Source organism: Agrobacterium sp. NPDC058088, from assembly GCF_042885035.1.
GTDB lineage: Bacteria > Pseudomonadota > Alphaproteobacteria > Rhizobiales > Rhizobiaceae > Agrobacterium.
This window is the reverse complement of record NZ_JBHVSU010000007.1, coordinates 144077-169653: the sequence shown is the minus strand read 5'-3', so window position 1 is coordinate 169653 and position 25577 is coordinate 144077. Positions and strand designations below refer to the sequence as shown.

Genomic DNA, 25577 nt, shown 5'->3' with positions numbered 1-25577 from the left:
CGTTTTCGCTATTACACCGAATTATAAAAACCAACCGCCATATAAATGAAAACGCAGCAGAAATTGCTTTCCGCTGCGTCCATTCACGTGATGCTGGTCGGTCTGGCCCGCATTCTCAGGCCAGAGCCTGCGAAATCCGATGCTTAGTAGTGTACCGACTGGGAATCGATCGGTGTTGTCTTCGGCGGAGCGAACTTCGTCAAGTCGATCCCTTCGACGGCAGAGCGATACTCTTCAATGCTCGGCGTGCGGCCAAGAATTGCTGCAAGCACCACGACAGGGGTAGAAGCCAGAAGCGATTCACCCTTCTTGTCGGCGCTGTCTTCCACGACGCGTCCCTGGAAAAGACGGGTCGAGGTTGCAAGAACCGTATCGCCCTTTGCCGCCTTTTCCTGGTTGCCCATGCAAAGGTTGCAGCCCGGACGCTCGAGATACAGGATGTTTTCGTATTCGGTGCGGTTCGTGGTCTTCGGATTGATATCATCGAATTCAAAGCCGGAATATTTCTGGAGGATTTCCCAATCCCCTTCCGCCTTCAGCTCATCGATGATGTTGTAGGTAGGCGCGGCAACGACGAGCGGCGCCTTGAACTCGACCTTGCCTTCGGTCTTTTCGATGTTGCGCAGCATCTGCGCAACGATCTTCACGTCGCCCTTATGCACCATGCACGAGCCGACGAAACCGAGATCGACCTTCTTGGCGGCGCCGTAATAGGACACCGGACGGATCGTATCGTGCGTGTAGCGTCTGGAAACATCGTTGTTGTTGACGTCAGGGTCGGCGATCATCGGCTCGTTGATAACATCGAGATCGACAACGACTTCCGCGAAATATTTCGCATTCGCGTCCGGCTTCAAGGCTGGCACTTCACCTGAACGGATCTCGGCAATACGTTGATCTGCCTTATCAATCAGGCCCTGCAGAGTCTGCGAGGCATTATCCATGCCCTTGTTGATCATGATCTGGATGCGCGACTTGGCGATTTCGAGCGACTCAATCAGCGTCTCGTCTTCGGAAATGCAGATCGACGCCTTGGCCTTCATTTCGGCCGTCCAGTCGGTGAAGGTGAAGGCCTGGTCGGCAAGCAGCGTCCCGAGATGGACTTCGATGATACGGCCCTGGAAGACGTTGTCGCCGTGCTGCTGCAACATCTGCGCCTGCGTGGCGTGCACCACGTCGCGGAAATCCATGTAGGGCTGCATCGTGCCCTTGAAGGTAACCTTGACCGATTGCGGGATCGGCATGGTCGCTTCACCGGTTGCCAGTGCCAGCGCGACAGTGCCGGAGTCGGCACCGAAAGCGACGCCCTTCGACATGCGGGTGTGGCTGTCGCCGCCGATGATGATTGCACGATCATCCACGGTGATGTCGTTCAGCACCTTGTGGATCACATCCGTCATGGAATGATAGACGCCCTTCGGGTCACGACCCGTGATGACGCCGAAATTGTGCATGAAGGACATGAGCTTCGGCGTATTGGCCTGAGCCTTCTTGTCCCACACGGAAGCCGTGTGGCAACCCGACTGATAGGCGCCGTCCACCAGCGGCGAAATGACCGTGGCCGCCATCGCTTCCAGTTCCTGCGCGGTCATCAGACCGGTCGTATCCTGCGAACCGACGATATTGACCTTGACGCGAACGTCAGAGCCGGCGTGCAGCACCTTGCCGGGCGTTACGCCAACGGCGTTGCGGTTGAAGATCTTCTCGACGGCGGTGAGGCCCTGGCCTTCGATCGAGATTTCCTTGTTCGGTGCAAAGACCGGGGTTGCCTCGACGCCGAGTGTCTCAGCCGCGAATGTCTGGAGCTTCTTGCCGAAGACAATGGCGTAGGAGCTGCCGGCCTTCATGAACTCCATCTTCTGGGGCGTGAAGGAAGAAGCGAGATCCACAAGTTCCGTGCCATTCTCGTCGCGAAGCTTGAAGTTTTTGGCGTCGATCTTCAATACGGTGCCGGTCTCGACCGAATATTTTTGCTCGAGAATCGGGTTGCCGTCATTGTTCAGGATCGGCTTGCCGTCTTCGCCGAGCTTCTTTACCCAGTTCTTGAGGTTGACACCGATACCGCCGGTCACATCGACGGTCGTGGCGAAAATCGGCGAAATGCCGTTGGTGCCGGCAACGATCGGCGCGTAGTTGACGAAAGGAACATAGGGGCTGGACTGCTTTCCGGTCCACAGCGCCACGTTGTTGACGCCGGACATGCGCGATGAGCCAACACCCATCGTGCCCTTTTCGGCGATCATCATCACCCGCTTGTCCGGGTGCTGCTTCTGAAGCGCGACGATCTGCGCCTGCGCCTCCGGCGAGATCATACACTGACCGTGCAGCTGGCGGTCCGAGCGCGAATGCGCCTGATTGCCGGGAGACAGAAGATCGGTCGAAATATCGCCTTCGGCGGCGATGAAGGTGACGACCTTGATCTCGTCTTCAACATCGGGAAGCTTGGTGAAGAATTCGGCCTTGGCGTAGCTTTCCAGCACGTCTTTGGCAATGGCATTGCCTGCCTTGTAGGCGTCGCGCAGGCGGAACATGTCGGCGTCGTAGAGGAAAACCTGGGTTTTCAGCACGTCGCCGGCGGCGGCGGCAATCGCCGCGTCGTTACCGAGCGCGATATCCAGCAGCACCCTGATCGACGGGCCACCCTTCATGTGCGACAGCAGTTCGAGCGCGAAGGAAGGCGTGATCTCAGGGACGATTGCTTCGCCGAGAATGATCTGCTTCAGAAAGGCCGCCTTGACACCCGCAGCACTCGTGGTGCCCGGCAGGGTGTTGTAGATGAAGAACTTCAGAGCATCGGCGCGGTGTTCGCTGCCGGCATCCTTGATGAGCTCGATGATTTCGGCCGTCAGTCCACCGTCATCAATCGGCTTGGGCGCGAGACCCTGTGGTTCTCTGCTTTTGATTTCAGCCAGGTAATCCAAGTAAAGTGTCATCGCGATCCCAACGTCCAGGTGTCTGTGGAGCCAAACCCAACGCCACCGGCAGGTAGCGTTGAAAGCCCCGGGTTTCTGTCGTTTTCGACTACGCCAACCGGGGCCGGCTGACAAGATGCCGCACACCGGTAAAGAACGCGTGGATGGATAAATGCCGCTTTCGTGACCCTGCCGCCAGGCCTGTCGCAATATTCATAAAGTTGTAGCTCCTAGCGCATTTCACCCGGAAGTTTTCCGACCTCAGCTATTAAGTATTCGTTAACCAAATGAGCGCGAATATTAGCGTATTCTAATTACTCGTTATCAGAGTAGTTCGAGATCGCGCACGGCTAAATCGGCAGCGCGACAGCTTGGGGAGGCAGCATGAGGTTTTCTACATCAAGCTATGTGTTGTCGCTGGCGGCACTGGTTCTCGCACCGGCATCAGGCCTTGCGCAGGTCGCCACGACGAATTTCAACGTCCAGATCACCATTCAGGCAGCATGCCAGATCAATTCCGCCGGTAATCTCAACTTCGGTACCAACGGCGTGATCAGCAGCAATATCGACGCGACCAGCAGCATCATCGTGCAATGCACGGCCAGCACCCCATACAGCCTGGGCCTAAGCGCCGGTGGCGGCACGGGTGCAACGGTCGCCAACCGCCTGATGACATCACCCGCGGGTGCAACCATTTCCTACTCGCTCTATACGACTGCGGCCCATACGACGGTGTGGGGCAACACCGTGGGAACCGACCGGCAAACCGGAACGGGTAACGGCGCACCGCAGACTTTCACCGTCTATGGGCGCGTACCTGCCCAGACGACACCTGCGGTTGGCACCTATACCGATACGGTGACGGCCACGCTCAACTACTGATCGCCATAGGGAGGATCGCGCATGCGTCTTTTTACCTTAGCGGCTGCGTTTTTTGCCGGTTTGAGTGTTTCATCTTCACAAGCTGCATCGCTACGGGTCGCACCCGTACTTCTTGATCTCAAGGCGCCAACGGCGGCCTCAAGCCTCCGCATCTGGAACGATGCGAAAACCCCGATCAATGTCCAGGTCCGGATTTTCCGCTGGACCCAGCAGAACGGCCAGGATGTCTATACCGCGGTAAATGACGTCGTCGCCAGCCCGCCGATGACGCAGCTGAAGGGCGGGGCGGAAAATCTTGTCCGCATCGTCCGGCTTTCCAAAACACCCATCAAGGCGGAGGAAAGTTACCGCATCATCGTTGACGAATTGCCGCCGGCGGGAAAGATACAATCCGGCACCGTCAATCTGGTAGTCCGCCACTCCATACCCGTTTTCTTCTCGCCCGCTTCCAGTGGTGAGGCGGAACCGGTCTGGAAGGTAACGGCGCAGGGCAAGAGTTACAAGGTCTCGGTGTCGAACGCAGGCGAAAGGCGTATCAGGATCGCCAACCTGACACTGTCAGGCGGCAACGGCCAGCCTGTTGGGCGCCAGCAGGGGCTGGTGGGTTATGTACTCGGCAAATCCGCCGCAACCTTCCTCATTCCGGCAACGGGCCGTGGGGCCGGCGGCACGCTGAAGATTTCGGCAGACAGCGAAGGCGGCCCCGTCAATGCGACGGCGCGCGTCTCGGGCGGCTGACCTTGCCGTTTTGACGATTGCCGGTTTGACGGTCTTTTATTCGGGCAGTTTTTCCATGGCGCAGGATATCCCTCCTGCGGCAGCACCCCCTTCTTTTTCCGCAGGAGAAGCGGGTCAATTGCAGCTCGAAGTCTACATCAACGATGTTTCGACGGACCTGATCGCGACATTTCGCCAAAACGAAGCCGGATCGCTTCTCATCGAACCGAGTCAGCTGAAGAATATCGGGATTTCCCCAGTCAAGAGGGCCGTTAATACGGATGGCTGGATCGATGTCTCCCGGCTGCCCGAGGTGACGGCGCGTTACGATGGAAGCACCCAGTCCGTGCATTTCACTGTGCCGATGGCGGCCCGCGCGAGCAAGGTGCTCGACGCTTCAGGAAAGAGCACCCAGGAGGAAAACGAAGAGACTGAGGAAAAGGCCACGAGCAACTTTGGAGGTCTCGTGAATTACACGATCTATGGCTCGTCCGGCGGTGGCAATTGGTCCGACATCGCCGATTTCAACGGCGTTTCCGCCCTTCTGGAAAGCCGCGTCTTCGGTCCGCTTGGCGTCTTGTCCTCCTCTCAGGTCCTGAGCACGTCTCGCATGTCGGAATTCGATACCCAGCGCCTCGATACCACCTGGAGCTATTCGAACGAAGAAACGCTGACGACCTATCGGGCCGGTGACCTGATCACGGGCGGGCTGAGCTGGACACGGCCGACGCGGCTTGGCGGTCTGCAGATCCGCCGGAACTTCGATCTGCGGCCGGATATCGTCACCATGCCCATGCCCGAATTTGCCGGCTCCGCTGCCGTGCCCTCCACCGTCGATGTCTATGTCAACAATATCCGCCGTCTGTCGCAGGACGTGCCGGAAGGTCCCTTCTCCATCACCAACCTTCCGGTCATCAGCGGTGCGGGCAATGCGAGACTGGTCGTGCGCGACGCGCTCGGCCGCGAAGTCGTCTCAGAAACACCGTTCTACACCTCGCCGGACCTGCTGGCGAAGGGTCTGGTCGATTTCTCGGCCGAGCTTGGCTTTGCCCGGCGCAATTACGGAACCTCGTCTTTCGATTACGACGACAGGCTGCTCGGATCGGCGACGCTACGTTATGGGGTGTCGGACGGTTTCACGGTAGAGGGCCATGCGGAGGGTGGTGAGGATTTCTACAATTTCGGCCTTGGTGGCGTCTTCACGCTCGGAGCCCACGGGTTGGCAGCACTTTCCGGCGCATCCAGCCGTTTCGGCGATGAAAGCGGCTACCAGCTTTCCGCAAGTGTCGAGGCCGAACTGCTGGGCGTAAGATTGAACGCGCGATCGCAACGGGCGTTCGGCGATTATAACGACATGGCCTCGGTCTCCGCCAATGTCTCGAGAAACCAGCCGATTTCCGGCCTGCTCAGCGTGAGGCCACCGCGCGCCCTCGATCAGATTTCCGTTTCCACGCAGCTGGGTTTCAATGAAACCAGCCTGAACTTCTCCTACACCCAGCTCGAGACCTTCGATGAGCGGCGGTCCCGTCTTCTCGGTCTCTCCGCCACCCGACCGTTTGGCGAAAACGGCAATATCTTCATTACCGCCTACAAGGACCTCGAAGACAGCAACTCCTACGGCATTTTCGCGGGCCTCTCCTGGTCGTTCGGCGGCGGCGTCTCGGGCTCCGCCGGCATGTCTTCCAATGCCGATGGATATTCGCTGACGGCGGAGGTCGTGAAATCCGAGGAACAGTCGGAGGGAAGTTACGGCTGGCGGCTGCGCGGCGCGCTCGGCGGCAACGATATCGCCTCCGCATCCGGCAGCTATCGCGGCAGCGCCGCTCGCGTTTCGGCTGGCATCGACCAGTTCAACCACACCACGCAGGCCTATGCCCAGATCGAAGGATCGATCGCGCTCGCCGGCGGCGATGTCTTTGTCGGGAACCGGATCGATGACGCCTTCGCCGTCGTGGATGCAGGCGCGCCCGGCGTCGATATCCTCCTGGAAAACCGCCCGATCGGCCAGACGAACCGGCGCGGCAAGATATTGCTGCCCAACCTGCGCTCTTATGACGTCAACAACATCACGCTCGACCCCAGCAATCTGCCCGTCGACGCCCGCATCGACCATACGAAGCAAATGGTAAGGCCGACCGAGCGTGCCGGCGCGGTCGTCAATTTTAAGGTCGAAACCGAGGGCAAGGTGGCGCTGGTGACGCTGAAGACCGAAAGCGGCGAATTCGTCGAAACCGGATCGACCGGCACGATCGACGGCAAGCACGAGTTCATCGTCGGCTATGACGGGCAAGCCTATCTCGACAATATCGGCGAAACCCATCGGCTCGACATCGCGCAGCCCACCAGAGGAAAATGCGAAGCCGAGATCACCGTCCCCACCGCTGGCGCGCAACGCGCTACTCTCGAAACCCTTTGCAGGAGCGTTCCATGAAGGTCCTGACCCGCGCCGCCCTTGCCATCGCTGCCTTTTTCGCCGCTTCCCCGGTTCTGGCGCAAAGCTGCAGCTTCAGCATGTCGGATATGAATTTCGGCTTCGTCAATCTCGCGGGGGGCGCAGCGGTGGACACCACTGCGACACTGTCGGTGACCTGCAACAACCCATTGTCGCTGGCCCTTTCCGTTCGCATCTGCCCCAACATCAATGCCGGCAGCGGCGGACAGTCGGGCGGTATCCGCCGGATGCTTCAGGGCAGCAACATTCTCAATTACCAGCTCTATCAGAATTCCGCCCGAACAACCTCCTGGGGATCGGTCACGCAGCCAGCACTCGGATCGCCTCCGCCGATCGACCTTGTGCTATCGCCGCTGATCAACACCGCCAGCCGCACGGTCTATGGTCGGATCAATGCGAGCCAGGCTTCGGCGGCCCGCGGTCTTTATCTCTCCAGCTTTGCCGGAGCGGAGACCAGTTTCACCTATACGAGCTATACCGTGATTGCACCAAACTGCTCCTCCGTGACCCAGAACCCCACCCAGGTACCATTCAACGTATCGGCCGCCGTGGCGCCGACCTGTATCATCTCGGCCCAGAACATCGACTTCGGCAGCCACGGCGTGCTGAATACGGCGGTCGATGCGAACGGCGCCATCGATCTCACCTGCACCAATGGCCTGAACTACAGCGTGGCGCTGAATGGCGGCCTGAGCAACAGCCCGCCCGCCGCGCGCCAGATGGTGCAGGGTGCATCGTCGATCATCTACGGCCTCTATCGCGATATAAGCCGCACCAATGTGTGGGGAAGCGCCGCCGGGCAAATCGCGACCGGAACCGGAAATGGCAGCCTGCAGACCTTGACCGTCTATGGGCGGGTGCCGGCACAGAACACGCCGGCACCGGGAAACTACTCAGATACAGTCGTCGTGACGGTGAACTACTGACGCGCACCGGGTAGCGCACCAAGTTCCAGCCGACAATCGATACCGATGCTGGTGAGAAACGCCTCATCATGGCTGACGACCAGCAAGGCACCGTCATAGGCCCTGAGGCCCGCTTCAACGGCGGTAATGGAATCGATATCCAGATGGTTCGTCGGCTCATCAAGGATCAGCAATTGCGGCGGCTGCGGTCCACCGAGGACACAGGCAAGGCCGGCACGCAGCATCTGCCCGCCCGACAGTGTTCCGACATTCTGCAAGGCAGCATCCGTGCGGAACATGAAGCGTGCAAGCGCTGCCCGGCAGGCATTTTCCCCTGATTGCGGATTGAGCTGGAGAAAGTTCTCGCGGATCGACAGCTTCGCATCCAGCAGGCTGACCTGCTGATCGAGAAACGCCGATTTGACACCGAGATGAACCTTCCCTGCGAAAGGTGGCAAATCCCCTGTTATGACTGACAGCAGCGTCGTTTTTCCCGATCCATTCGGACCGGTGACGGCGACCCGTTGCGGACCGGTGATCTCGAAGGACAGATCGGCAAGCACGGGACGGTCGGCAGAATAGCCCGCACTCAGCTTTTGCAGGCTCAACACGGTTTTCGTCGCGTGCAGGCCGCTCGCCGGCAGGGTGACGGTAACTTCCTGCAGGATTTCGATCCTTTCACGCGCCGTCCGCAAATCATCCGTCGCTTCGGCTTTCAGGCGGCTGGCAAGATTGGCATTGTCTCCGCTCGTCTTTTCGGCGCGCCTTTTCATGCCCCCGGCAACGATGCGCGGCATATCCCCCTTCGCTGCTTTTGCACTCCCCTTCGCATCGCGGCGCGCCTTGCGTTCCAACGCCTCCTGCGACTTCCTTCTGACCTCGGTCAGGCGCCTATCGGCGCTGGCAAGATCCTGTTCGGCAGCCGCCAGTTCCAGCGCCTTTTGCGCGCGGTAATGGCTCCAGTTGCCGCCGTAGCGCGTAGCACCCAATGTCGTCATCTCGACGATAGCATCGAGCGTCTCGACAAGCTCGCGATCATGGCTGACCACGATGGCTCCGCCACGCCAGGCCGCCAGGAAATCGGCGACGAACAGGCGGCCGTCGCGATCAAGATTGTTGGTCGGTTCGTCAAGGATCAAAAAATCCGGCGCGGCGTGGATCTGGGCGGCGAGCGCCGCCCGTGTGCGTTGTCCACCAGAGAGAGCGGAAAGCGATGTGGCGGGAGATGCATCGAGCCCGACCTCGGCCAGGGCACCGGCAATCTTTTCCTCCAGAATCCAGTCGACATCGCCGAGTTCTTCGAGCGTGGCCAGCCCCGTCTCTGCGCGGGAAAGGATATGCAGCGCATGGCGCGCCTCGAACAGGTCGGCGATGGTCTCGTCGGCCCCGACCTGCACGCTTTGCCGCAGAATGCCTATCCTGCCGGACACGGAGACCGTGCCTGTCGAGGGCGAAAGCTCACCGGCGATCAGCTTCAGAAGTGTCGTCTTGCCAACGCCGTTGCGCCCGACAAGGCCAACGCGCTCAAGGCCGAAGCGAAGATTGATATTGGAAAAAAGCGAATGACCGTCAGGCGTGGACCACGAGAGGTCTGAAAGGGTAATGGAGTGCGGCATGGATATGGGTTCCCCTGATGACAAGGCGTTGCGGCTTTGTGATCGGGTTGAAATCCATGGTTCACCATCCTGTTGGTATTGCGGGAAAAAATGCCTTTACGCGAGGAAAGCGGCGCGTTCATGGCATGGATTCAGTGATTCCAGAGGAAACGCCGGGAGAACCCCGGCGCCTCGTTTTCTTCAGGCCACAAGGCCCTTGGTCAGTTCCAGCGCCTGCCTTTCGAACAGCCGGCGATAGATGCCATCATGGAGCCGGATCAGCGCCTGATGATCACCTTCCTCGACAATCCTGCCCTTGTCGAACACCAGCAGCCGGTCGAGCGCCCGGACTGTGGAGAGACGGTGAGCGATGACAAGCGTTGTGCGGCCATCCATCAGCCGTTCCATCGCCTGCTGGATCTGCACTTCGCTTTCGCTGTCCAGGCTTGATGTCGCCTCGTCCAGGATCAGCACCGGTGCATCTGCCAGGAAGGCCCGGGCGATGGCAACGCGCTGGCGTTCGCCGCCCGAGAGCTTGACACCGCGCTCGCCCACCATGGTCTCATAACCCTTGGGCAGGGACATGATGAAATCATGGGCGCTCGCCTGTTTCGCCGCCTGCTCGATCTCCCGACGCGAGGCGTCCGGACGGCCATAGGCGATGTTTTCCGCCAGCGTGCGGTGAAACAGGATGGGTTCCTGCTGCACGATGGCGATCTGGCCGCGCAGGCTCGCCTGCGTGACATCAGCGACACTCTGCCCGTCAATGCGGATCGCCCCCGCCTTTATGTCATAAAGGCGCTGGATGAGTTTGACGAAAGTCGTCTTGCCCGACCCGGAATGACCGACCAGACCCACACGCTCACCCGGCTTGATGGTGACCGAGAAGTCCTCATAAAGCGGGGTGGCATGCGCGCCGTACTGGAAGGTGACGTGATCGAAGACGATCTCGCCCTTTTCAATACGGATCGCCTTCGCATCCGCCCGGTCTTCGATGCCGAGCGGCATCTTGTCGAGCAGGACCAGTTCTTCCATGTCGTTGACGGCGCGCTGCAGGTTGCGGATATCCTGACCCACATCGCGCAGATAGCCCTGCAATACGAAGAACATCGCCAGCACGAAGGTGATGTCACCGGGCGTCGCCAGACCCTTTTGCCACATGATGAGGCCGGTGCCGAGGATGCCTGCCTGCATCGAGACCATCATGAAGCTCTGGATCGTGCCGTTCAGCGTACCGCGTTTCCATGTCCTGCGTGTCCGGTTGTCCCATTTCACCAGAACATGGCCAAGCCGCGTTTCTTCACGGGTTTCGGCACCAAAGGCCTTGACCACCGCGTTACAGCTGATCGCGTCCGCCAGCGCACCGCCAAGCCGGGTGTCCCAGGCATTCGCAAGCCGTGCCGCCGGCGACACATAACCCATCGAAAGCCCGACAGTGACGCCGATATAGATCAGCGAGCCGAGACCGACGATCAGGCCCATTACCGGCCAGTAACTGCCAAGCACGATAGTAGCGCCCACCAGCATGACGATGGAGGGCAGGAGCGCGACGAGCAGCAGGTCGTTGAGCGAATCCAGCGCCCACATGCCGCGCGTGATCTTGCGCACCGTCGAGCCTGCAAAGCTGTTGGCGTGCCAGTCGGTGGAGAAGCGCTGCACTTTGTGAAAGCCATTATTGGTGACGTCCGCCATGGTCTTCAGCGTCAGCCGGATGATGCCGTTGAAGATGAACCAGCGCAGCACAACAGTGGTGAGGCCAAGCGCCACAACGATGACGAAGGCGCGCAGCGCTCCGTTGCCCTCCCCGGCGCCCCCATTGCCAAGCCCGTTACCGCCGGCAATGGCATCAACGATCTGGCCGGAAAAGACCGGCACCATCACTTCGGCCAGCGTGCTGGCAACCACCAGCACGATAATGAAACCAACGAGCGCCTTTCGGTGGCGCCAATGGTTGAAAACAAAGCCGAGCACATGACGATAGGCATCGGCGCGGAAATCGAGCTTCTTGCGAGACATTTTAACCAGCCCGGCGCCAGAAAACAGGACGACCGGTCCTCAAAAACGGAAGTTGGATGGCACAGCCCGGGCGGGAGACAAAATGATCCCGTCAGATCAATCGGGCTATGAAGGAAAACAAACCGCATGTCGGGCGCGCAAAAGGCGGGCCGCGAATGGATATGACCTAGTGGCGGGTCATTCCCTGCGGGAGGGTTCTGATGAATGCTGGTGTCATGCAACGCCTCCCTTTGTTCGATCTGACGCGGTGAAGTGTTTTGTAGCTGAGCCGTTCGATCTTGCCAAGCGGGTTTTTGCAACCTTGTGGCAAGTGATGTGAAAATGGCACACCGCCTGACCCGGCTGTCATGATCGTGGCCGCGCCGGGCGCAGCCACGATGTTTGAGGTCACTATCAATCGCCGCGCAACCAGACAGTATGCGCGGCGACAAACCGGAAGCGGAGATTTACCGCTCCTGATCAGTCCATCTGCACATTTGCGTTTTTGACCACCGGTTCCCACTTGGCGATCTCGGCCGCGACGTGGTCTTTCAGTTCATCCGGCGAGGAGGCGACAATCTTAGCGCTGAAATCCGCCATGCGAGCGGCAACGCCCGCATCGGCAAGCGCCTTCTTGGCGGCGGCATTGAGCTTGTCGACCACATCGGCCGGTGTGCCGGCGGGTGCAAACAGCGCATTCCAGGTATAGGTCTCATAACCCGGTACGGTTTCGGCAATCGTCGGCAAATCCGGGAAGGAGGACGCCCGCTCCTTCGTCGTGACGCCGAGCGCCCGCAGGGTGCCGGATTTTATATGTCCTGACGACGACGGCAGATTGTCGAACATGATGGAAATCTGGTTGCCGAGAAGATCGTTGAGCGCCGGACCTGCCCCCTTGTAGGGCACGTGCTGCATGCTGACACCAGCCATGCTTTTGAACAGCTCGCCGGAAAGATGCAGCGGGGTGCCGTTGCCGGAAGAGGCATAGGCATATTTGTCGGGCTCGGCCTTCAGAAGAGCGATCAGTTCCTCAACGCTGTTGACGTTGAGCTTCGGATTGACCACCAGCACGTTCGGGACCACCACCAGCAGCGACACCGGTGCGAAATCCGTCTGCGGATCATAAGGCTTGGTCTTGAGGATGAGCGGGTTGAGCGCGTGGGTGGCAACCGTCCCCATCAGGATCGTATAGCCATCAGGCTCGGCACGGGCCACCCGGTCAGCGCCGAGATTGCCACCCGCACCTGCAATATTCTCAACCACGATCTGTTGGCCGAGCTCATCACCCATCTTCTGCGCGATGACACGCGCTACCACGTCGGTGGAGCCGCCCGCCGCGAAAGGAACGACCAGCGTGATCGTTCGATCGGGAAAACCCTCGGCATTCGCCGTCATTCCCATCATGCCGAAAGACACCGCCGCAGCCGCAAGTTTCAACACGGTGCGTCGTTTTGAAGACCGGTAAATCATGAACCCTCCTTATAGATGGCCTCCTCGCCATCGGCGCATAGTAGCTCAAATGCACCTCGGGGCAACCCGCCAGGCACCCAGCCATCCTGGCAGGTCTACACATAAAGGGCTCGTCAGGCTTTCAAGCGCTCTTCAACGATCCGCCAGTTGACCAGCTTGTCGAGCACGGCGCGGATATGTTCGGGCTTGCGGTTTTCATAATCGAGGTAATAGGCGTGTTCCCAGATATCGATGCCGAGATAGGCGGGGCGACCGACGGCCACAGGGTTGTTGCCGTCCTCATATCCGATCAGCGCGAGCTTGTTGTCGTCACCGCTCGTCAGCCACACCCAGCCGGTGCCGAACACCGTATCGGACACATCGACAGCGCGTTTGATGAAACCCTCATAGTCACCAAATGTCTCGTTCAGGGAAGCAGCGAGATCGCCTGTCGGCCGGCTTGGCCCGCCCGGAACGAATTGATCCCAATAGGCGACGTGGTTCCAGGCCTGCGCAGCATTGTTGAAGATTTTGATATCGGCCGGCTCTTTCGACTTTGCGGATTGCGTCACGATCTCGGCCAGTTCCATATCGGCATAACGGGTACCGGCCGCAAGTGTGTTCAACTTGTCGAAATAGGCCTTGTGGTGTTTTCCGTAATGCAGGCCGACCGTTCTTGCTGAAATGACTGGCGCAAGATCAGCCTCAGCAAAGGGAAGCTTCGGCTGTGCCAAAGGCAGAGCGGCCCGCGCGACATGCGGCCGGGGAAAGATTGCAGCGGCGGCAGTTACTGCGCCGGCGGTGAGAATGGTGCGTCTGTTGATGTCCATCATATCCTCCTTATGAATGGTGATATGGGACTAACCCCGAACTGCCGCCCGGGTTTCCTCACGCCATATGCAATTCTGTCACAGGTTCGGGAGATGAGAGGCAGCGGCACTATGTTAACGCCCTGCCCGGCGACGAATATTTGGGCTTCTTCCCCCCATATGGAAAAAGGCCCTCCCGGGTGGAGAGGGCCTTGCCCGTTCAGTAACGGTAATAATCGCGGCGATCGCGGTAGTCGCGGTAATCTCTGCGGTCGTGCCACTGACGCCATTCACGTCTCGCCTGACGCTCGCGCCATTCCCGGCGGGCTTCCCAGCGGTCGCGTCGGTCCCAGCCACGCTCATAACGCGGGGCGTTCGGACGGCAATTGCCGCGCGGTGTCAAATGATAACCACGCCCACAGGCATAATCCACCGTTTGAACGTGGGATGCCGAAGGTGCGGACGGTTGACCAACTGGCATGGCATTCGCGCCGGTGCCGAACAGGGCGCCGAAAATCAGTCCGGCGGTTAAAATCATCTTGCGCATCTTATTTCCCTCCTTGTGGGATGAGGGGATTTAGCGCCCTGCCGGGTGAACTGTGGCTGAATGAATCGTGATCTTTTCGTGGCAGCGGGGAGGCGTTTGTCAACGGCCAGCTGTCACGAAAGCGTTAAGGAAAGTCATTAGAACCGCCGCCAGCCCGTCCAGAAGATGCACAGCCGTGCAACGACCGGCCAGCGCCTTGCCCCTCCAGCGGGTCAGCGCTTTACAGTTCCACTCGCGCCGAAAATATCGGAGACATAGATGAAACGCCGCACCTTTATGATGTCCGCCGCAGGCGCTGCTGCCGGCCTCGCCCTTGCGCCCCGCATGAGCTTCGCCGCCCCGGGCACGATCGACTGGTACACCGGTTCGGATGCCAATATCCTCGATTTCTGGTCCAACACCATCAAGCCCGCTTTCGAAGCGGCCAATCCCGGCCTCAAGCTCAATCTCGTTGATGCCGGCGATGGTGCAGGCGTCATCGCCATTGGAGAGCGCGCCATTGCCGCCAAACAGACGGGCACCGATCCGCAGGCCGATTATTTCGAAAGCGCCGATCCGCTGCTGCCCGCCGGCGCCATCGATGCCGGTATCTATGTGAACATGGCGAAAGCCGGCCTTTCCAACTATTCGCGCGTCAACCCGCTCGCCATCCGCAGTGAATACAGCCTGCCCTATCGCGGCAGCCAGGTTCTGCTTGCCTATGACACAAGCAAGCTCAAGCCGGCGGATGCACCGAAGACCTGGGATCAACTCGTCACCTGGATAAAGGCCAATCCCGGACAGTTCGTTTATAACCGTCCCGACAAGGGCGGTTCGGGTGGCAACTTCGTCCGCCGCGCCATCCATCAGGTCAACGGTCTCGATCCCAAGGCCTTTACGGTCGACAACTACACCCAGGAAGCCGGTGATAAGGCTCTCGACAAAGCATGGGCGCTTTTGACCGATATCGCCCCTTCGCTCTATGACAAGGGCGCTTACTCCTCCGGCAATACACAGTCGCTGCAGCTTCTCTCCCAGGGCGTTGTCACCATGACCCCCGTCTGGTCCGATCAGGTGCTGAAGGCCATCGATCAGGGCGTTTTGCCCACGGAAACCGGCCTCGTCCAGCTTCAGGATCTGGCACTTTGCGGCGATTTCTCGCGCGCCGTGGTACTCGCGAACGGTGCCAATCGCGACGCCGCCCTCAAGCTCGCAAACTTCGTGCTGTCGGAAGAAATCCAGAGCGCCATTCTCACCGAACTCGGTGGGTTCCCCGGCGTTTCCTGGGAATATGTGTCGGCCGACCTGCGCAAGCGCTTCGCCGCCATCATCCCGCAGACCATTCCGACCTTCCCGGGCGGCAAATGGGAAACTGCCATCAACGATGGCTGGTATCGTCACGTCGCTCCGAACGTCGACCGCAAATCGTGACCGAGGTTGCAGAAGGAGCGGTTCGCCCGCTCATCGACACCACGGCAGGCAGGAGGCCAGTCGGCCTCCTGCTCGTCGCCATTCCCGTTTTCCTGATGATCTGGCTCGTGATCTGGCCCGCCATCAACGCCATCGGCCGCACTGTCTGGCGCAAGGCTGCCGACGGTCATTCGAGCTTTGATCTGTCGAGTTACGTGTTCTTCTTCTCGGATCGTTACAGTCTCGACAATCTCGCCGTGACGCTCTGGACCACCCTCGTCTGCGCGGCGCTGCTTCTGGTGATCTGCCTGCCGATCGCACTTTACCTTCGCTTTTCCCAGGGCCGCCTTTCGGCCTATGTGCAGGCGCTGGCCATCTTTCCCATGTTCGTTCCCTCCATCATCCTCGCCTTCGCCTTCATCCGCGTTCTGGGCCCCAACGGCATGGTGGATATATTGCTGAATGCCGTCCATCTGCCGAAAATCCGCACGCCCTATCTCACCCCCTGGGGGCCGGTGATCGGCCTCGTGTGGGACAATATTCCGCTAACTGTGCTCATCCTGCTCGCGGGGCTCGGCAGCGTCGCCAACCAGTCGGTCGAGGCTGCGCGCGATGTGGGGGCCAATGCCCTTCAGGTCTTCTTGCACATCATCCTGCCGCGCATTTCCAACTCCATTCTGGTTGCGCTTTCCTTTTCGGTGCTCGGCATTTTTTCGTCTTTCACCCTGCCCTATCTTCTCGGCCCCGCAGCTCCCGAAATGCTCGGCCCTTTCATGCAGCGCACATTGCGCGACGTGCAGGATCCCGTCGGCGCCATGACCCAGGCCGTCGTCGCTTTTGGCTTCTGCATCGCGTTCGGCCTGTTCTACGTGCGCTCCGTCGCGCGCAACCAGGGGAAATGACATGGCGACCCTTACAAGACCACGGCTACGCTTGGACTGGCCCGGCATCATCTTCGCCACCCTTCTTACTGTCGTCATCGTCGGACCTCTGCTCGTTGTCGGCACCTGGGCCTTCACCGAGGTCTGGCGTTTTCCCAACGTGATCCCGCAACAATTCGGTTTCCGCTTCTGGGGCCAGACGCTCGGCCGTGCCGACGTGTGGAATGCCCTGACGCTGAGCCTGCAGTTGACCACAACGGTGACCCTGCTTTCGGCGCTGATCTGCCTTCCTGCCGCCTATGCCTTCGCGCGCATGCGCTTTCCAGGCCGCAATATCCTGTTCTTCTCCTTCCTTGCCGGCCATGCCTTTCCGAAATTCGGGCTGCTGGTGGCGATTGCCGCCATTTTCCTGCAACTCAACCTCATTGGCACGTTCTGGGGCGTTGTCCTGATCCAGCTCGTCGGCACACTGATGTTCATGATCTGGATTCCGGTTGCCGCCTTCCAGGCGGTCGACCGGCGCATGGAAGAAGCTGCCCGGGATGTCGGCGCCAGCCCGCTCCGGGTGTTCTGGTCAGTGACGCTTCCGCAGGCGGGACCAACCATCGCTGCCGCCGTGCTTTTGAGCTTCGTCAGCACGTTTTACGAGACCGAAGGCGCTTGGCTCATCGGCGCACCTGGCATCCGCACCATGCCGGTGCTGATGATCAGCTACATCAACAACCAGATGGTCATCCAATATGGCGCAGTTCTCTCCGTCCTGCTCTGGGTGCCGTCCTTCATCGCCCTCATCTTTGCCCGCCGGGTCATCGGCGGCGGCGCCTTCGCCCGTGGTTTTGGCGGTTAGGAAATCAGCATGTCCGTACTTCATATCCGCCAGGTCACCAAAAGCTTCACCGGCGGCACCAAGGCAGTCGACAGTTTCTCTCTTGATGTCGCCGATGGCGAACTCGTCTGCCTTCTCGGTCCTTCCGGTTCGGGTAAATCGACGCTGCTGCGCATGGTCGGCGGGTTCGAGCAACCGACCGGCGGGAGGATTACCATCGACGGAGAAGACGTCACCCATCTGCCACCAGAGCGACGGCCGACCGGCATGGTGTTCCAGAGCCACGCGCTCTGGAGCCATATGAACGTCTTCAACAACCTCGCTTTCGGCCTGAAGCTGCGCCGCCTGCCCGCTGCCGTGATCCGGCAAAAGGTGGAGGCCGTTCTCGAACTCGTCGGGCTCTCGGGTTATGGCGAGCGCGCCACAAGCCAGCTTTCGGGCGGCCAGCAGCAGCGTGTGGCGCTTGCCCGCTCGCTGGTTCTGGAGCCGAAAATCCTGCTTCTCGACGAGCCCTTCGCCAGTCTCGACCAGCATCTGCGCGAAAGGCTGCGGGAAGAGGTTCGGGATATCCAGCAGCGCCTCGGCATCACCACGCTGTTCGTCACCCACGGTCAGGATGAGGCGCTTTCCATGGCAGACCGCATTGTCGTGATGGCGAATGGCAAGACCGAACAGATCGACCGACCGAATGTGATCTATCGGGAGCCGCATACCCCGTTCGTCGCCGGCTTCATCGGCACGATGAACCTGATTGAGGGCACGGTTTCAAGTGGAAACTTCATGCGCGCTGGCTTCACTTTTCCGCTTCCCATCTCTGATGGCCCGACCATTCTCGCCGTTCGTCCGGAAGCCATTGATCTGGCAGTATCCGAAACGCCCGAGGCGAATGTGCATCGCGTGACCGATTACGGGACCCACGGTCTTGTCGACCTTGATCTGATCGATGGTACCAGGATCAAATCCATGGTCTCCCATCCGGATATGTTCCGGGCCGGACAGGGGGTAAGGATTTCGCCTCGTTCCATCACGGCCTATCGCGACAATCGCCCGATCTACCGGAGCTAACATGACCCATCCGATACTCATCAACCGCAACGGCCACAAAACATGGCTCAAATGGCACCGCGGCCGCCGCCGTGCCTCTGATCCGGTCTTTACGGGGGAGCGCATCATCGAAGCGATGCGGCTGGGTGCAAGCATCGAAGTCGACCTCGTCATTCATGCCGATCACGGTTGCGCCGTTTTGCATGACCGGACGCTGGGGCGGGAAACGACTGGCACCGGGAGGGTACGCGACACATCCGCTGCCGCCCTGCGAGAGCTTCACCTGCGCGACAATGACGGCCAGCCGATCGTTTCAAAAGTGATGCTGCTCGAAGACCTTTGCGCCCTGCTTGCCGATGACGCCGTTCATCCCGACGCCCTGCTCCAGCTCGATTTCAAGGAAAACCGGCAGGCGCTTGCTCCGCAGGTCGTCGCCGGGTTCGGGATGAGCGTTTCACCCATAGCGAAATCGTTGATCCTGTCAGGCGGCGATTTCGACGCCATTACCACGCTGGCCGGCTCGGCCCCCGGCCTTCGCACCGGATATGATCCATGCCATCGCACCACACTTGCTGAACTGCAGGCAAATGGACATTATCTGGACTTCATCAAAAATGCCCTCGCCACCGCGCCTGATGCGGGCATCATCTACCTCGCCTATGAAATCGTCCTTGCCGCTGAGGATGCCGGTGTCGATATCGTCGCCCCGGTCCATGCCGCAGGCCGCCGCGTCGATGCCTGGACGATCAACAGGGTAACGCCGCAATCCACTGATGCTGTCGAGCGGCTCTTGAGGCTGAAGGTCGACCAGATAACCACCGATGACCCGGAAGGGCTCGCAGAGGTTTTTAGCAAATGACAGTCAATTACAGCGCCATCCTCGACCACATGGTCGCCACCGCCCGCGAAGTCGGCGCATTGACGCTCGACCATTTCCGGCGCTTTCGCGACATCGAGATCGGCGTCAAGGGGCCGGGAGACTTCGTTTCCGATGCCGACAGGGATTCCGAGACGCTGATCCGAAAGCGTCTGCTCGGCCAATATCCTTGGGGACTGACCGGCGAGGAATTTGCGCCTGTGGAAGGAGCCGATCAGGATCATCGCTGGCTGGTCGATCCAATCGACGGCACCACCAATTTCCTCTTCGGCCAACATTATACGATCACCATCGCGCTAAGGCGCGGCAACGAGACCATATGCGGCCTGGTCTACAATCCCGTCTCCGACGAGATGTATACGACGATCAAGGGCTGCGGCGCCTACCTCAACGGCGAGCGCCTGCAGGTCAATGCCAGCACCGATGTTGCTTTGATGTGCGTCGGCACCGGTCTGCCGACGCCCAATCTCCAGCTTTATCCCGGCGCCTATCAGCGCCTCGACGCGATCCGCGCACCCATCGGCGCGGTCCGTGTTGTCGGCAGCGCCGCCAATTCGTGCGCGTACGTGGCATGCGGCCGGCTGACCGGTTATTACGAGGAAACCGGTTTCGTCGACACCGCAGCCGGCATCCTGCTGGTGCAGGAGGCGGGCGGAATAGTGACCGACTGGTGGGGTCGCGGTCCTGAGTTCTACGAAAAGACGGGCACGCTGATCGTCGCCAATCCCGCGACCCATGCTTACCTGATGGAGCACCTGCGAGGCGTTCCGCTCAAGAACCCGGCTTAACGGCTTCTTCTTCGAAGCATTGATACCGCAGCAACCGCCTCAGGCCACCTGCACCACATGGCCGGGCGATACCGTCCTGTAGTTTCGCGCCGGTGTTTCATATCCCATTGCCCGTATCGGGCTCGTCAGCTCATCATTGGATATGCCACGCCTTATCCCCCGCCTTGCCGGATCGGGCACTGGCACTGCTGCCATCAGCTTTTTTGTGTAGGGATGCTGCGGATTGTCGAAGACGGCCGCCCGCGGGCCGATCTCGACGATTTCCCCCAGATACATCACCGCGACACGATGGCTAACACGCTCCACCACCGCCATGTCATGGCTGATGAACAGAAACGCGAGGTTGAGGCTTTGTTGCAGGTCGAGCAGCAGGTTGCACACCTGCGCCTTGATCGAGACATCGAGCGCCGACACACTCTCATCGGCGACAATAACCTTTGGATCGAGCGCAAGCGCACGGGCAATGGCGATGCGCTGGCGCTGGCCGCCCGAAAACTCATGGGGATAGCGATTGGCCATGTCCGCTGAAAGGCCGACTTTTTCGAGAAGATCGGCCGTCTTTTCCTTCGCCTGTTTCGTGGTGCCCAGCCTGTGCTTGATGAAGGGTTCGGAAATCGCCGTACCCACTGTCATGCGCGGATTGAGCGACGAGAACGGATCCTGAAAAATCATCTGCACGGATTTGCGCATATTGCGCAGCTCGACCGTATCGAGACGCATCACGTCATAACCATCGAGTGACACATCGCCGGACGACGGCTCAACAAGCCGCATGATCGAGCGGCCGGTGGTGGATTTGCCACAGCCGGATTCGCCCACGAGCGACAGCGTTTCACCCTGGAAGAGATCAAAAGAGACGTTTTCAACGGCGTGAACCGCACCCGTCTGACGCGCCAGCAGGCCGGACCGGATGGGAAAACGCGTCACAAGGTTCTTCACCGACAGGACCGGGGTCTGACCGCTTGCAACGGTCTCGGCCACCTCTTGAGGCTCAGTCGAAAGACCGGTCTTCATGTCGAGCACGGGAAAACGCGTCGGCCATCGCCGGTCACGCATTGAGCCGAGTTTCGGCACCGCCGAAAGCAGCGCCCTTGTATAGGGATGCTTGCCGCGTTTGAAGATCTCCTCGGTCGGCCCGGTCTCGACCTCGTCGCCGCGATACATCACGATCGTCCGGTCGGCGATTTCGGCCACGACGCCCATGTCATGAGTGATGAAGAGCACCGACATGCCCTCCTCTTCCTGCAGCAGTTTTATCAGGTCGAGGATCTGGCCCTGAATGGTCACGTCGAGCGCGGTCGTCGGCTCGTCGGCGATCAGCAGTTTCGGTCGTGAGGCGAGCGCCATGGCGATCATCACGCGCTGGCGCATGCCGCCCGAAAACTGGTGCGGATATTCGTCGAAACGGCCTGCTGCATTGGGAATTCGGACCTTTTCCAGAAGCCGCACCGTCTCGGCCCGCGCCTCACGTTTCGAAAGCCCCTTGTGGCGAATGAGGACTTCCGAAATCTGGCGGCCGATGGTGAAGATCGGGTTGAGCGACGTCATCGGCTCCTGAAAGATCATCGAGATATCGTTGCCGCGTACACCGCGCATTTCCTTTTCGGAAAGCGAAAGCAGATCGCGGCCGTTGAGCAGCACCTCGCCTTCTATCCGGCTGGAGGCCGGGGCAAGCAGGCGCATCAGCGACAGCGATGTCACCGATTTGCCGGAACCGGATTCCCCCACAATGGCGACGGTTTCACCGGGCGCGACATCGAAGGAGACATCACGCACGACACTCTTCCAGGCGCCATCGACGAGGAAGGAGGTGGTGAGGTTGCGGACGGAGAGGACTGGTTTTGTCTCCATGGTCTCACCGCCCCACCGCATAGGCCTGCATCAACCGCGGTGTTGCGGCGGCGCGCAGCAGGCCGTCCGCATCGCGGCGGGCGGCGGTGAGCCGCCCGACCGACCAGGCATCGGCAACGGTGACCCGATGGCCTCGACGGCGAAGCTCCTGCAAGGTCTCTTCGCCCACCGAGCTTTCTACCATGATTTCGCCAGGCGAGCTTGTGCGAGGATAAAACGAACCCGGGAAATGCGACGTGTGGAACAGCGGCATGTCGATGGACGCCTGCAGGTTTTTGCCGTGGTGGGCATAACGCAGGAAGAAGGGCAGCTGCCACTGGTCCTGCTGGTCGCCACCCGGCGTACCGAAGACCATGGAAGGCCGGCCCTGATGCAGCGCAAGCGAGGGCGTCAACGTGGTGCGCGGGCGTTTACCCGGCGCAAGCGAGGTCGGCAGGCCTTCCTTCAGCCAAAACATCTGGGCGCGGGAATTGAGCGCGAAACCGAGACCCGGCACGATGGGCGAGGATTGCAGCCAGCCGCCCGATGGCGTGGTGGAAACCATGTTGCCCCAGCGGTCGATGACGTCGATATGCACGGTGTCACCCCGCTTTTCGGTCAGATGCGACATGGTCGGCTCGTAGACGGTGCCCTTGCCGCTCATCTCGGCCAGCATCGCCATTGTCGCGTCCACCTGCTTTTCGTAACCCGGCACGATGCCTGGACGCAGCTCCAGCGAGGCCTCACCACCGATCAGCGCCCGGCGATCGGCATTATATCCCTCGGAGAGGAGATACTCCGTTGGAATCTGCCCGAATTCCGGATCGCCGTAATAGACCTCGCGGTCAGCAAAGGCGAGCTTCATGGCTTCGACGATGGTGTGGATGAAATCGGGACCGGACGGGTCCATGGCGGCAATATCGAAGCCCTTCAGGAGCGCAAGAGATTGTAGCAGAACCGGGCCCTGCCCCCAGGCGGGCGTCTTGGCAATCGTCCAGTCGTGATAATCGAGCGTCTGCGGCGCTTCCACGGTAGCGCGCCACCCGGCCATATCCTGCGCCGTCAGCACACCCTTGTGCCTTGTGCCGCTGGCATCCATCACCTCTGCGGTGCTGACGTAACTGTCGATGGCTTCCGCAACGAAACCCCGGTAGAAGGCATCGCGCGCCGCCTCGATCTGGTTTTCGCGGCCAGAACGCACTTCGGCTTCGGTGACGATCCGCTGATAGGTCGCCGCCAGAACGGGATTACTAAAATTGGCGTGAGGCTCCGGCGCGGCACCGCCCGGCAGCCATGTTTCGTAAGATGTCGGCCATTCCTTCTCGAAGAAATCGGCCAGCCCCTTGATGGTGGCAGAGACACGCGGCAGCGTTGGATGCCCATGTTCGGCATAATAGATGGCCGGTTCCAGTACGTCGCGCACGCTCATTGTGCCATAGTCGCGCAACATCAGCATCCAGCCATCGAAGGCGCCGGGGATGACGGTGGCAAGCAGCCCATCGCCCGGGATGAGTTTCAGCCCTTCCGACGTGTAATGTTCAATCGTCGCACCACTCGGGGCCGGGCCCTGTGCGCAAATGACTTCCACCTTGTCCTTCTGCTTCGAATAAAACACGGCGGGCATATCGCCGCCTGGACCGCACAGATGCGGCTCGACGATCTGCAGGACGAAACCGGTGGCGACGGCGGCGTCGAAAGCATTGCCACCCTTCTCGAGGATCGCCATGCCGACGGCCGAGGCGATCCAGTGGGTTGAAGTGACGACGCCAAAGTTGCCAAGGATTTCAGGGCGTGTGGTGAAATCAGTCATTCCGATATTCCTTGTAAAAAATCATGCTTCGCGCGGATCAAGCGCATCGCGCAGGCCGTCGCCCAGAAGATTGAAACCGATGACGACGAGGAAGATGGCGATACCGGGCCACATCGTCATCCATGGCGCCTGGCTCAAGAAGTTCTTGGCGGTGTTCAGCATCGAACCCCAGGAAGGCGCGGGCGCCTGCTGGCCAAGTCCGAGGAAGGAAAGGCTCGCCTCCGCGATGATGGCGGTCGCGACCGTTAGCGTCGCCTGCACGATGATGGGGGCAAAGACATTCGGCAGGATGTAGCGGGTCATGATGTCGATGTGGTTGAGGCCGATAGACCTCGCGCCCTCGACATAATCCTCCATCTTGACGGCCAGCACCTGCCCGCGCGTCAGCCGCACGAAAATGGGCATGGCGGAAAGGCCGATCGCGATCATCGCATTGGTGAGGCTCGGGCCAAGGAACGCGGCAAGCGCGATCGCCATGATCAGGAACGGCATGGCCAGCAGCGCTTCGGTAATGCGGGAGATGACCATATCCACCCAGCCGCCGAAATAGCCGGAGATCAACCCGAAGGGGACGCCGATTATCACGGCGATCATGACGGATACGACGCCGGCCATCAGCGAAGCGCGGGCGCCATAAATCATGCGCGAGAGGATATCGCGGCCGAGATCATCCGTGCCGAGCCAGTGGGCCGCTGACGGCGCCTTGCGGATGGCCGACCAGCTGGTCGCGACCGGATCGGCGATCGGCAATATCGGCGCGGCAATCGCTAGCACGCCGAAAAACACGACGATGATCAAGCCGGCGAGCGCCGATTTGTTGCGCTTCATCTTTTTCCAGGCGCGGCTTTCCTGCCGTGTCGCCGGTATCGAAAGGTTTTGATCCAGAAGGGTCATGATATCAGGGCCTTAGATTGTCGCCCTGAGGCGGGGGTTGAGCAGGACATAGGCAATGTCGGCCAGGAGGTTCATGAGGATGAAACCAACGGCCGTGCAGAGCACGATGCCCTGCACGACGGCATAATCACGGGTGAAGACGGCATCCACGGTCATCTTGCCGAAGCCGGGAATGGTGAAAATCTGCTCCGTCAGAACCGCACCGGCCAGCAGTTCCCCGAAGAGCAGCGCCAAGAGCGTGATGACGGGCAGAAGCGCGTTGCGGAAACTATGCGACAGGATGATTTCCCGCGGCGAAAGCCCCTTGGCGCGGGCGGTGCGAATGTAATCGGAGCTGAGCACCGCTACCATCGCCGAACGCGTATGGCGCATCAGCGTCGCCGCCAGTGCATTGCCCAGCACGAAGGCCGGCATGATCATGGTTTCGATGGAGCGGACAGGGTCTACGAAGATCGATTCATAACCCGATGCTGGCAGCCAGCCCAGTTTCACCGACACCAGCAAAATGAGCATGATGCCGAGCCAGAAATTCGGGATGGACAGCCCGGAAAGCGCGACGATATTGGCCGTGTAATCAATCCACGTATTCTTCTTGACGGCCGCCAGAATGCCGATCGGAATTCCGATGACCATGGCAAAGAACATCGCCATGACAGCCAGCTGAATGGTCACCGGCAGCTTCTGGCCAATCAGTTCCAGAACCGGCTGGTTCGTGCGTAGCGAAATGCCGAAATCGCCGGTTACCACGCCGCCCAGCCAGTTGACGTACTGGAGTGGAACTGGGTCGTTAAGACGGTATTTCTCTCGCAGAAACTCTATTGTCGCGGGATCGCGCTCTTCGCCAGCCATCGCCAGGATGGGATCGCCCGGCAAGAGTTTCTGCAGGGAAAAAACGAAGATGGAAATGATCAGAAGCGTCGGGATCGCGACCAGCAGTCGCTTGCCGATATAAACAGGCATGGCATTGCCCCCGTT

20 protein-coding genes are annotated in these 25577 nt (G+C 60.1%); 10 read left to right on the top strand and 10 right to left on the bottom strand.

Annotation, left to right across the window (positions count from 1 at the left end):
* Positions 1–143: 143 nt before the first annotated feature.
* The gene (locus ACFVTJ_RS18675) at positions 144–2933 is read right to left on the bottom strand and encodes a bifunctional aconitate hydratase 2/2-methylisocitrate dehydratase (RefSeq protein ID WP_386909923.1); all 2790 of its coding nucleotides are present in this window, start codon (positions 2931–2933) and stop codon (positions 144–146) included.
* Positions 2934–3296: 363 nt separating this feature from the next.
* Here ACFVTJ_RS18675 and ACFVTJ_RS18670 point away from each other — a divergent pair, with 363 nt between their 5' ends.
* The 4 genes from ACFVTJ_RS18670 to ACFVTJ_RS18655 are packed head-to-tail and all read left to right on the top strand — an operon-like array spanning position 3297 to position 7889.
* The gene (locus tag ACFVTJ_RS18670) at positions 3297–3794 is read left to right on the top strand and encodes a spore coat U domain-containing protein (RefSeq protein ID WP_386909922.1); all 498 of its coding nucleotides are present in this window, start codon (positions 3297–3299) and stop codon (positions 3792–3794) included.
* Positions 3795–3815: 21 nt separating this feature from the next.
* Positions 3816–4532, top strand: a complete 717-nt coding sequence (locus ACFVTJ_RS18665) for a molecular chaperone (RefSeq protein ID WP_386909920.1) — start codon at positions 3816–3818, stop codon at positions 4530–4532.
* The gene (locus tag ACFVTJ_RS18660) at positions 4504–6942 is read left to right on the top strand and encodes a fimbria/pilus outer membrane usher protein (protein WP_386909918.1); all 2439 of its coding nucleotides are present in this window, start codon (positions 4504–4506) and stop codon (positions 6940–6942) included. Before ACFVTJ_RS18665 ends, ACFVTJ_RS18660 begins: the two co-directional genes overlap by 29 nt.
* A complete protein-coding gene (locus ACFVTJ_RS18655; RefSeq protein WP_386909916.1) occupies positions 6939–7889 on the top strand; it encodes a spore coat U domain-containing protein in 951 nt (316 codons plus the stop codon). The genes ACFVTJ_RS18660 and ACFVTJ_RS18655 overlap by 4 nt, the downstream gene beginning before the upstream one ends.
* Here the strand turns inward: ACFVTJ_RS18655 and ACFVTJ_RS18650 are convergent.
* The 5 genes from ACFVTJ_RS18650 to ACFVTJ_RS18630 form a co-directional block, all read right to left on the bottom strand.
* Positions 7883–9484 (bottom strand): ABC-F family ATP-binding cassette domain-containing protein, encoded by a 1602-nt coding sequence (locus ACFVTJ_RS18650; RefSeq protein ID WP_386909915.1) that lies wholly within the window; start codon positions 9482–9484, stop codon positions 7883–7885. The genes ACFVTJ_RS18655 and ACFVTJ_RS18650 overlap by 7 nt on opposite strands.
* A 180-nt stretch (positions 9485–9664) precedes the next feature.
* Entirely contained in the window at positions 9665–11479 is a 1815-nt protein-coding gene (locus ACFVTJ_RS18645; protein WP_386909913.1) for an ABC transporter ATP-binding protein, read from the bottom strand.
* Between the two features lie 459 nt (positions 11480–11938).
* Complete coding sequence (locus tag ACFVTJ_RS18640; protein WP_386909911.1) at positions 11939–12928, bottom strand: Bug family tripartite tricarboxylate transporter substrate binding protein; 990 nt, start codon at positions 12926–12928, stop codon at positions 11939–11941.
* Positions 12929–13041: 113 nt separating this feature from the next.
* Positions 13042–13737, bottom strand: a complete 696-nt coding sequence (locus tag ACFVTJ_RS18635; protein WP_386909909.1) for a superoxide dismutase — start codon at positions 13735–13737, stop codon at positions 13042–13044.
* A 199-nt stretch (positions 13738–13936) separates the two neighbouring features.
* On the bottom strand, positions 13937–14263 hold the full coding sequence (locus ACFVTJ_RS18630) for a GCG_CRPN prefix-to-repeats domain-containing protein (protein ID WP_386909907.1): 327 nt from the start codon (positions 14261–14263) through the stop codon (positions 13937–13939).
* A gap of 258 nt (positions 14264–14521) precedes the next feature.
* On the opposite strand from ACFVTJ_RS18630, the gene ACFVTJ_RS18625 reads away from it, so the two are divergent.
* From ACFVTJ_RS18625 to ACFVTJ_RS18600, 6 genes are read left to right on the top strand one after another with little or no spacing between them, the layout of a single operon-like run.
* Positions 14522–15673 carry an extracellular solute-binding protein gene (locus tag ACFVTJ_RS18625; RefSeq protein WP_386909906.1) on the top strand — a complete coding sequence of 384 codons (1152 nt, stop codon included), beginning with the start codon at positions 14522–14524 and terminating at the stop codon, positions 15671–15673.
* Positions 15670–16554, top strand: coding sequence for an ABC transporter permease (locus ACFVTJ_RS18620; protein WP_386909905.1), 885 nt, complete (start codon positions 15670–15672; stop codon positions 16552–16554). Before ACFVTJ_RS18625 ends, ACFVTJ_RS18620 begins: the two co-directional genes overlap by 4 nt.
* A 1-nt stretch (position 16555) precedes the next feature.
* Positions 16556–17380 carry an ABC transporter permease gene (locus ACFVTJ_RS18615; protein WP_386909903.1) on the top strand — a complete coding sequence of 275 codons (825 nt, stop codon included), beginning with the start codon at positions 16556–16558 and terminating at the stop codon, positions 17378–17380.
* A gap of 9 nt (positions 17381–17389) precedes the next feature.
* Positions 17390–18424 (top strand): ABC transporter ATP-binding protein, encoded by a 1035-nt coding sequence (locus tag ACFVTJ_RS18610; RefSeq protein ID WP_386909901.1) that lies wholly within the window; start codon positions 17390–17392, stop codon positions 18422–18424.
* A gap of 1 nt (position 18425) precedes the next feature.
* Positions 18426–19262, top strand: coding sequence for a glycerophosphodiester phosphodiesterase (locus tag ACFVTJ_RS18605; RefSeq protein WP_386909899.1), 837 nt, complete (start codon positions 18426–18428; stop codon positions 19260–19262).
* A complete protein-coding gene (locus ACFVTJ_RS18600; RefSeq protein WP_386909897.1) occupies positions 19259–20068 on the top strand; it encodes an inositol monophosphatase family protein in 810 nt (269 codons plus the stop codon). The genes ACFVTJ_RS18605 and ACFVTJ_RS18600 overlap by 4 nt, the downstream gene beginning before the upstream one ends.
* Positions 20069–20107: 39 nt before the next feature.
* On the opposite strand, the gene ACFVTJ_RS18595 is transcribed toward ACFVTJ_RS18600, so the two are convergent.
* Genes ACFVTJ_RS18595 through ACFVTJ_RS18580 form a run of 4 tightly spaced genes read right to left on the bottom strand, consistent with a single transcriptional unit; the run spans position 20108 to position 25562 of the window.
* On the bottom strand, positions 20108–21919 hold the full coding sequence (locus tag ACFVTJ_RS18595) for an ABC transporter ATP-binding protein (RefSeq protein ID WP_386909895.1): 1812 nt from the start codon (positions 21917–21919) through the stop codon (positions 20108–20110).
* 4 nt (positions 21920–21923) lie between these two features.
* Entirely contained in the window at positions 21924–23708 is a 1785-nt protein-coding gene (locus tag ACFVTJ_RS18590; protein WP_386909893.1) for a gamma-glutamyltransferase family protein, read from the bottom strand.
* Between the two features lie 21 nt (positions 23709–23729).
* Positions 23730–24602 carry an ABC transporter permease gene (locus ACFVTJ_RS18585; protein WP_386909891.1) on the bottom strand — a complete coding sequence of 291 codons (873 nt, stop codon included), beginning with the start codon at positions 24600–24602 and terminating at the stop codon, positions 23730–23732.
* Between the two features lie 12 nt (positions 24603–24614).
* Entirely contained in the window at positions 24615–25562 is a 948-nt protein-coding gene (locus tag ACFVTJ_RS18580; RefSeq protein ID WP_063951703.1) for an ABC transporter permease, read from the bottom strand.
* Positions 25563–25577: the final 15 nt, after the last annotated feature.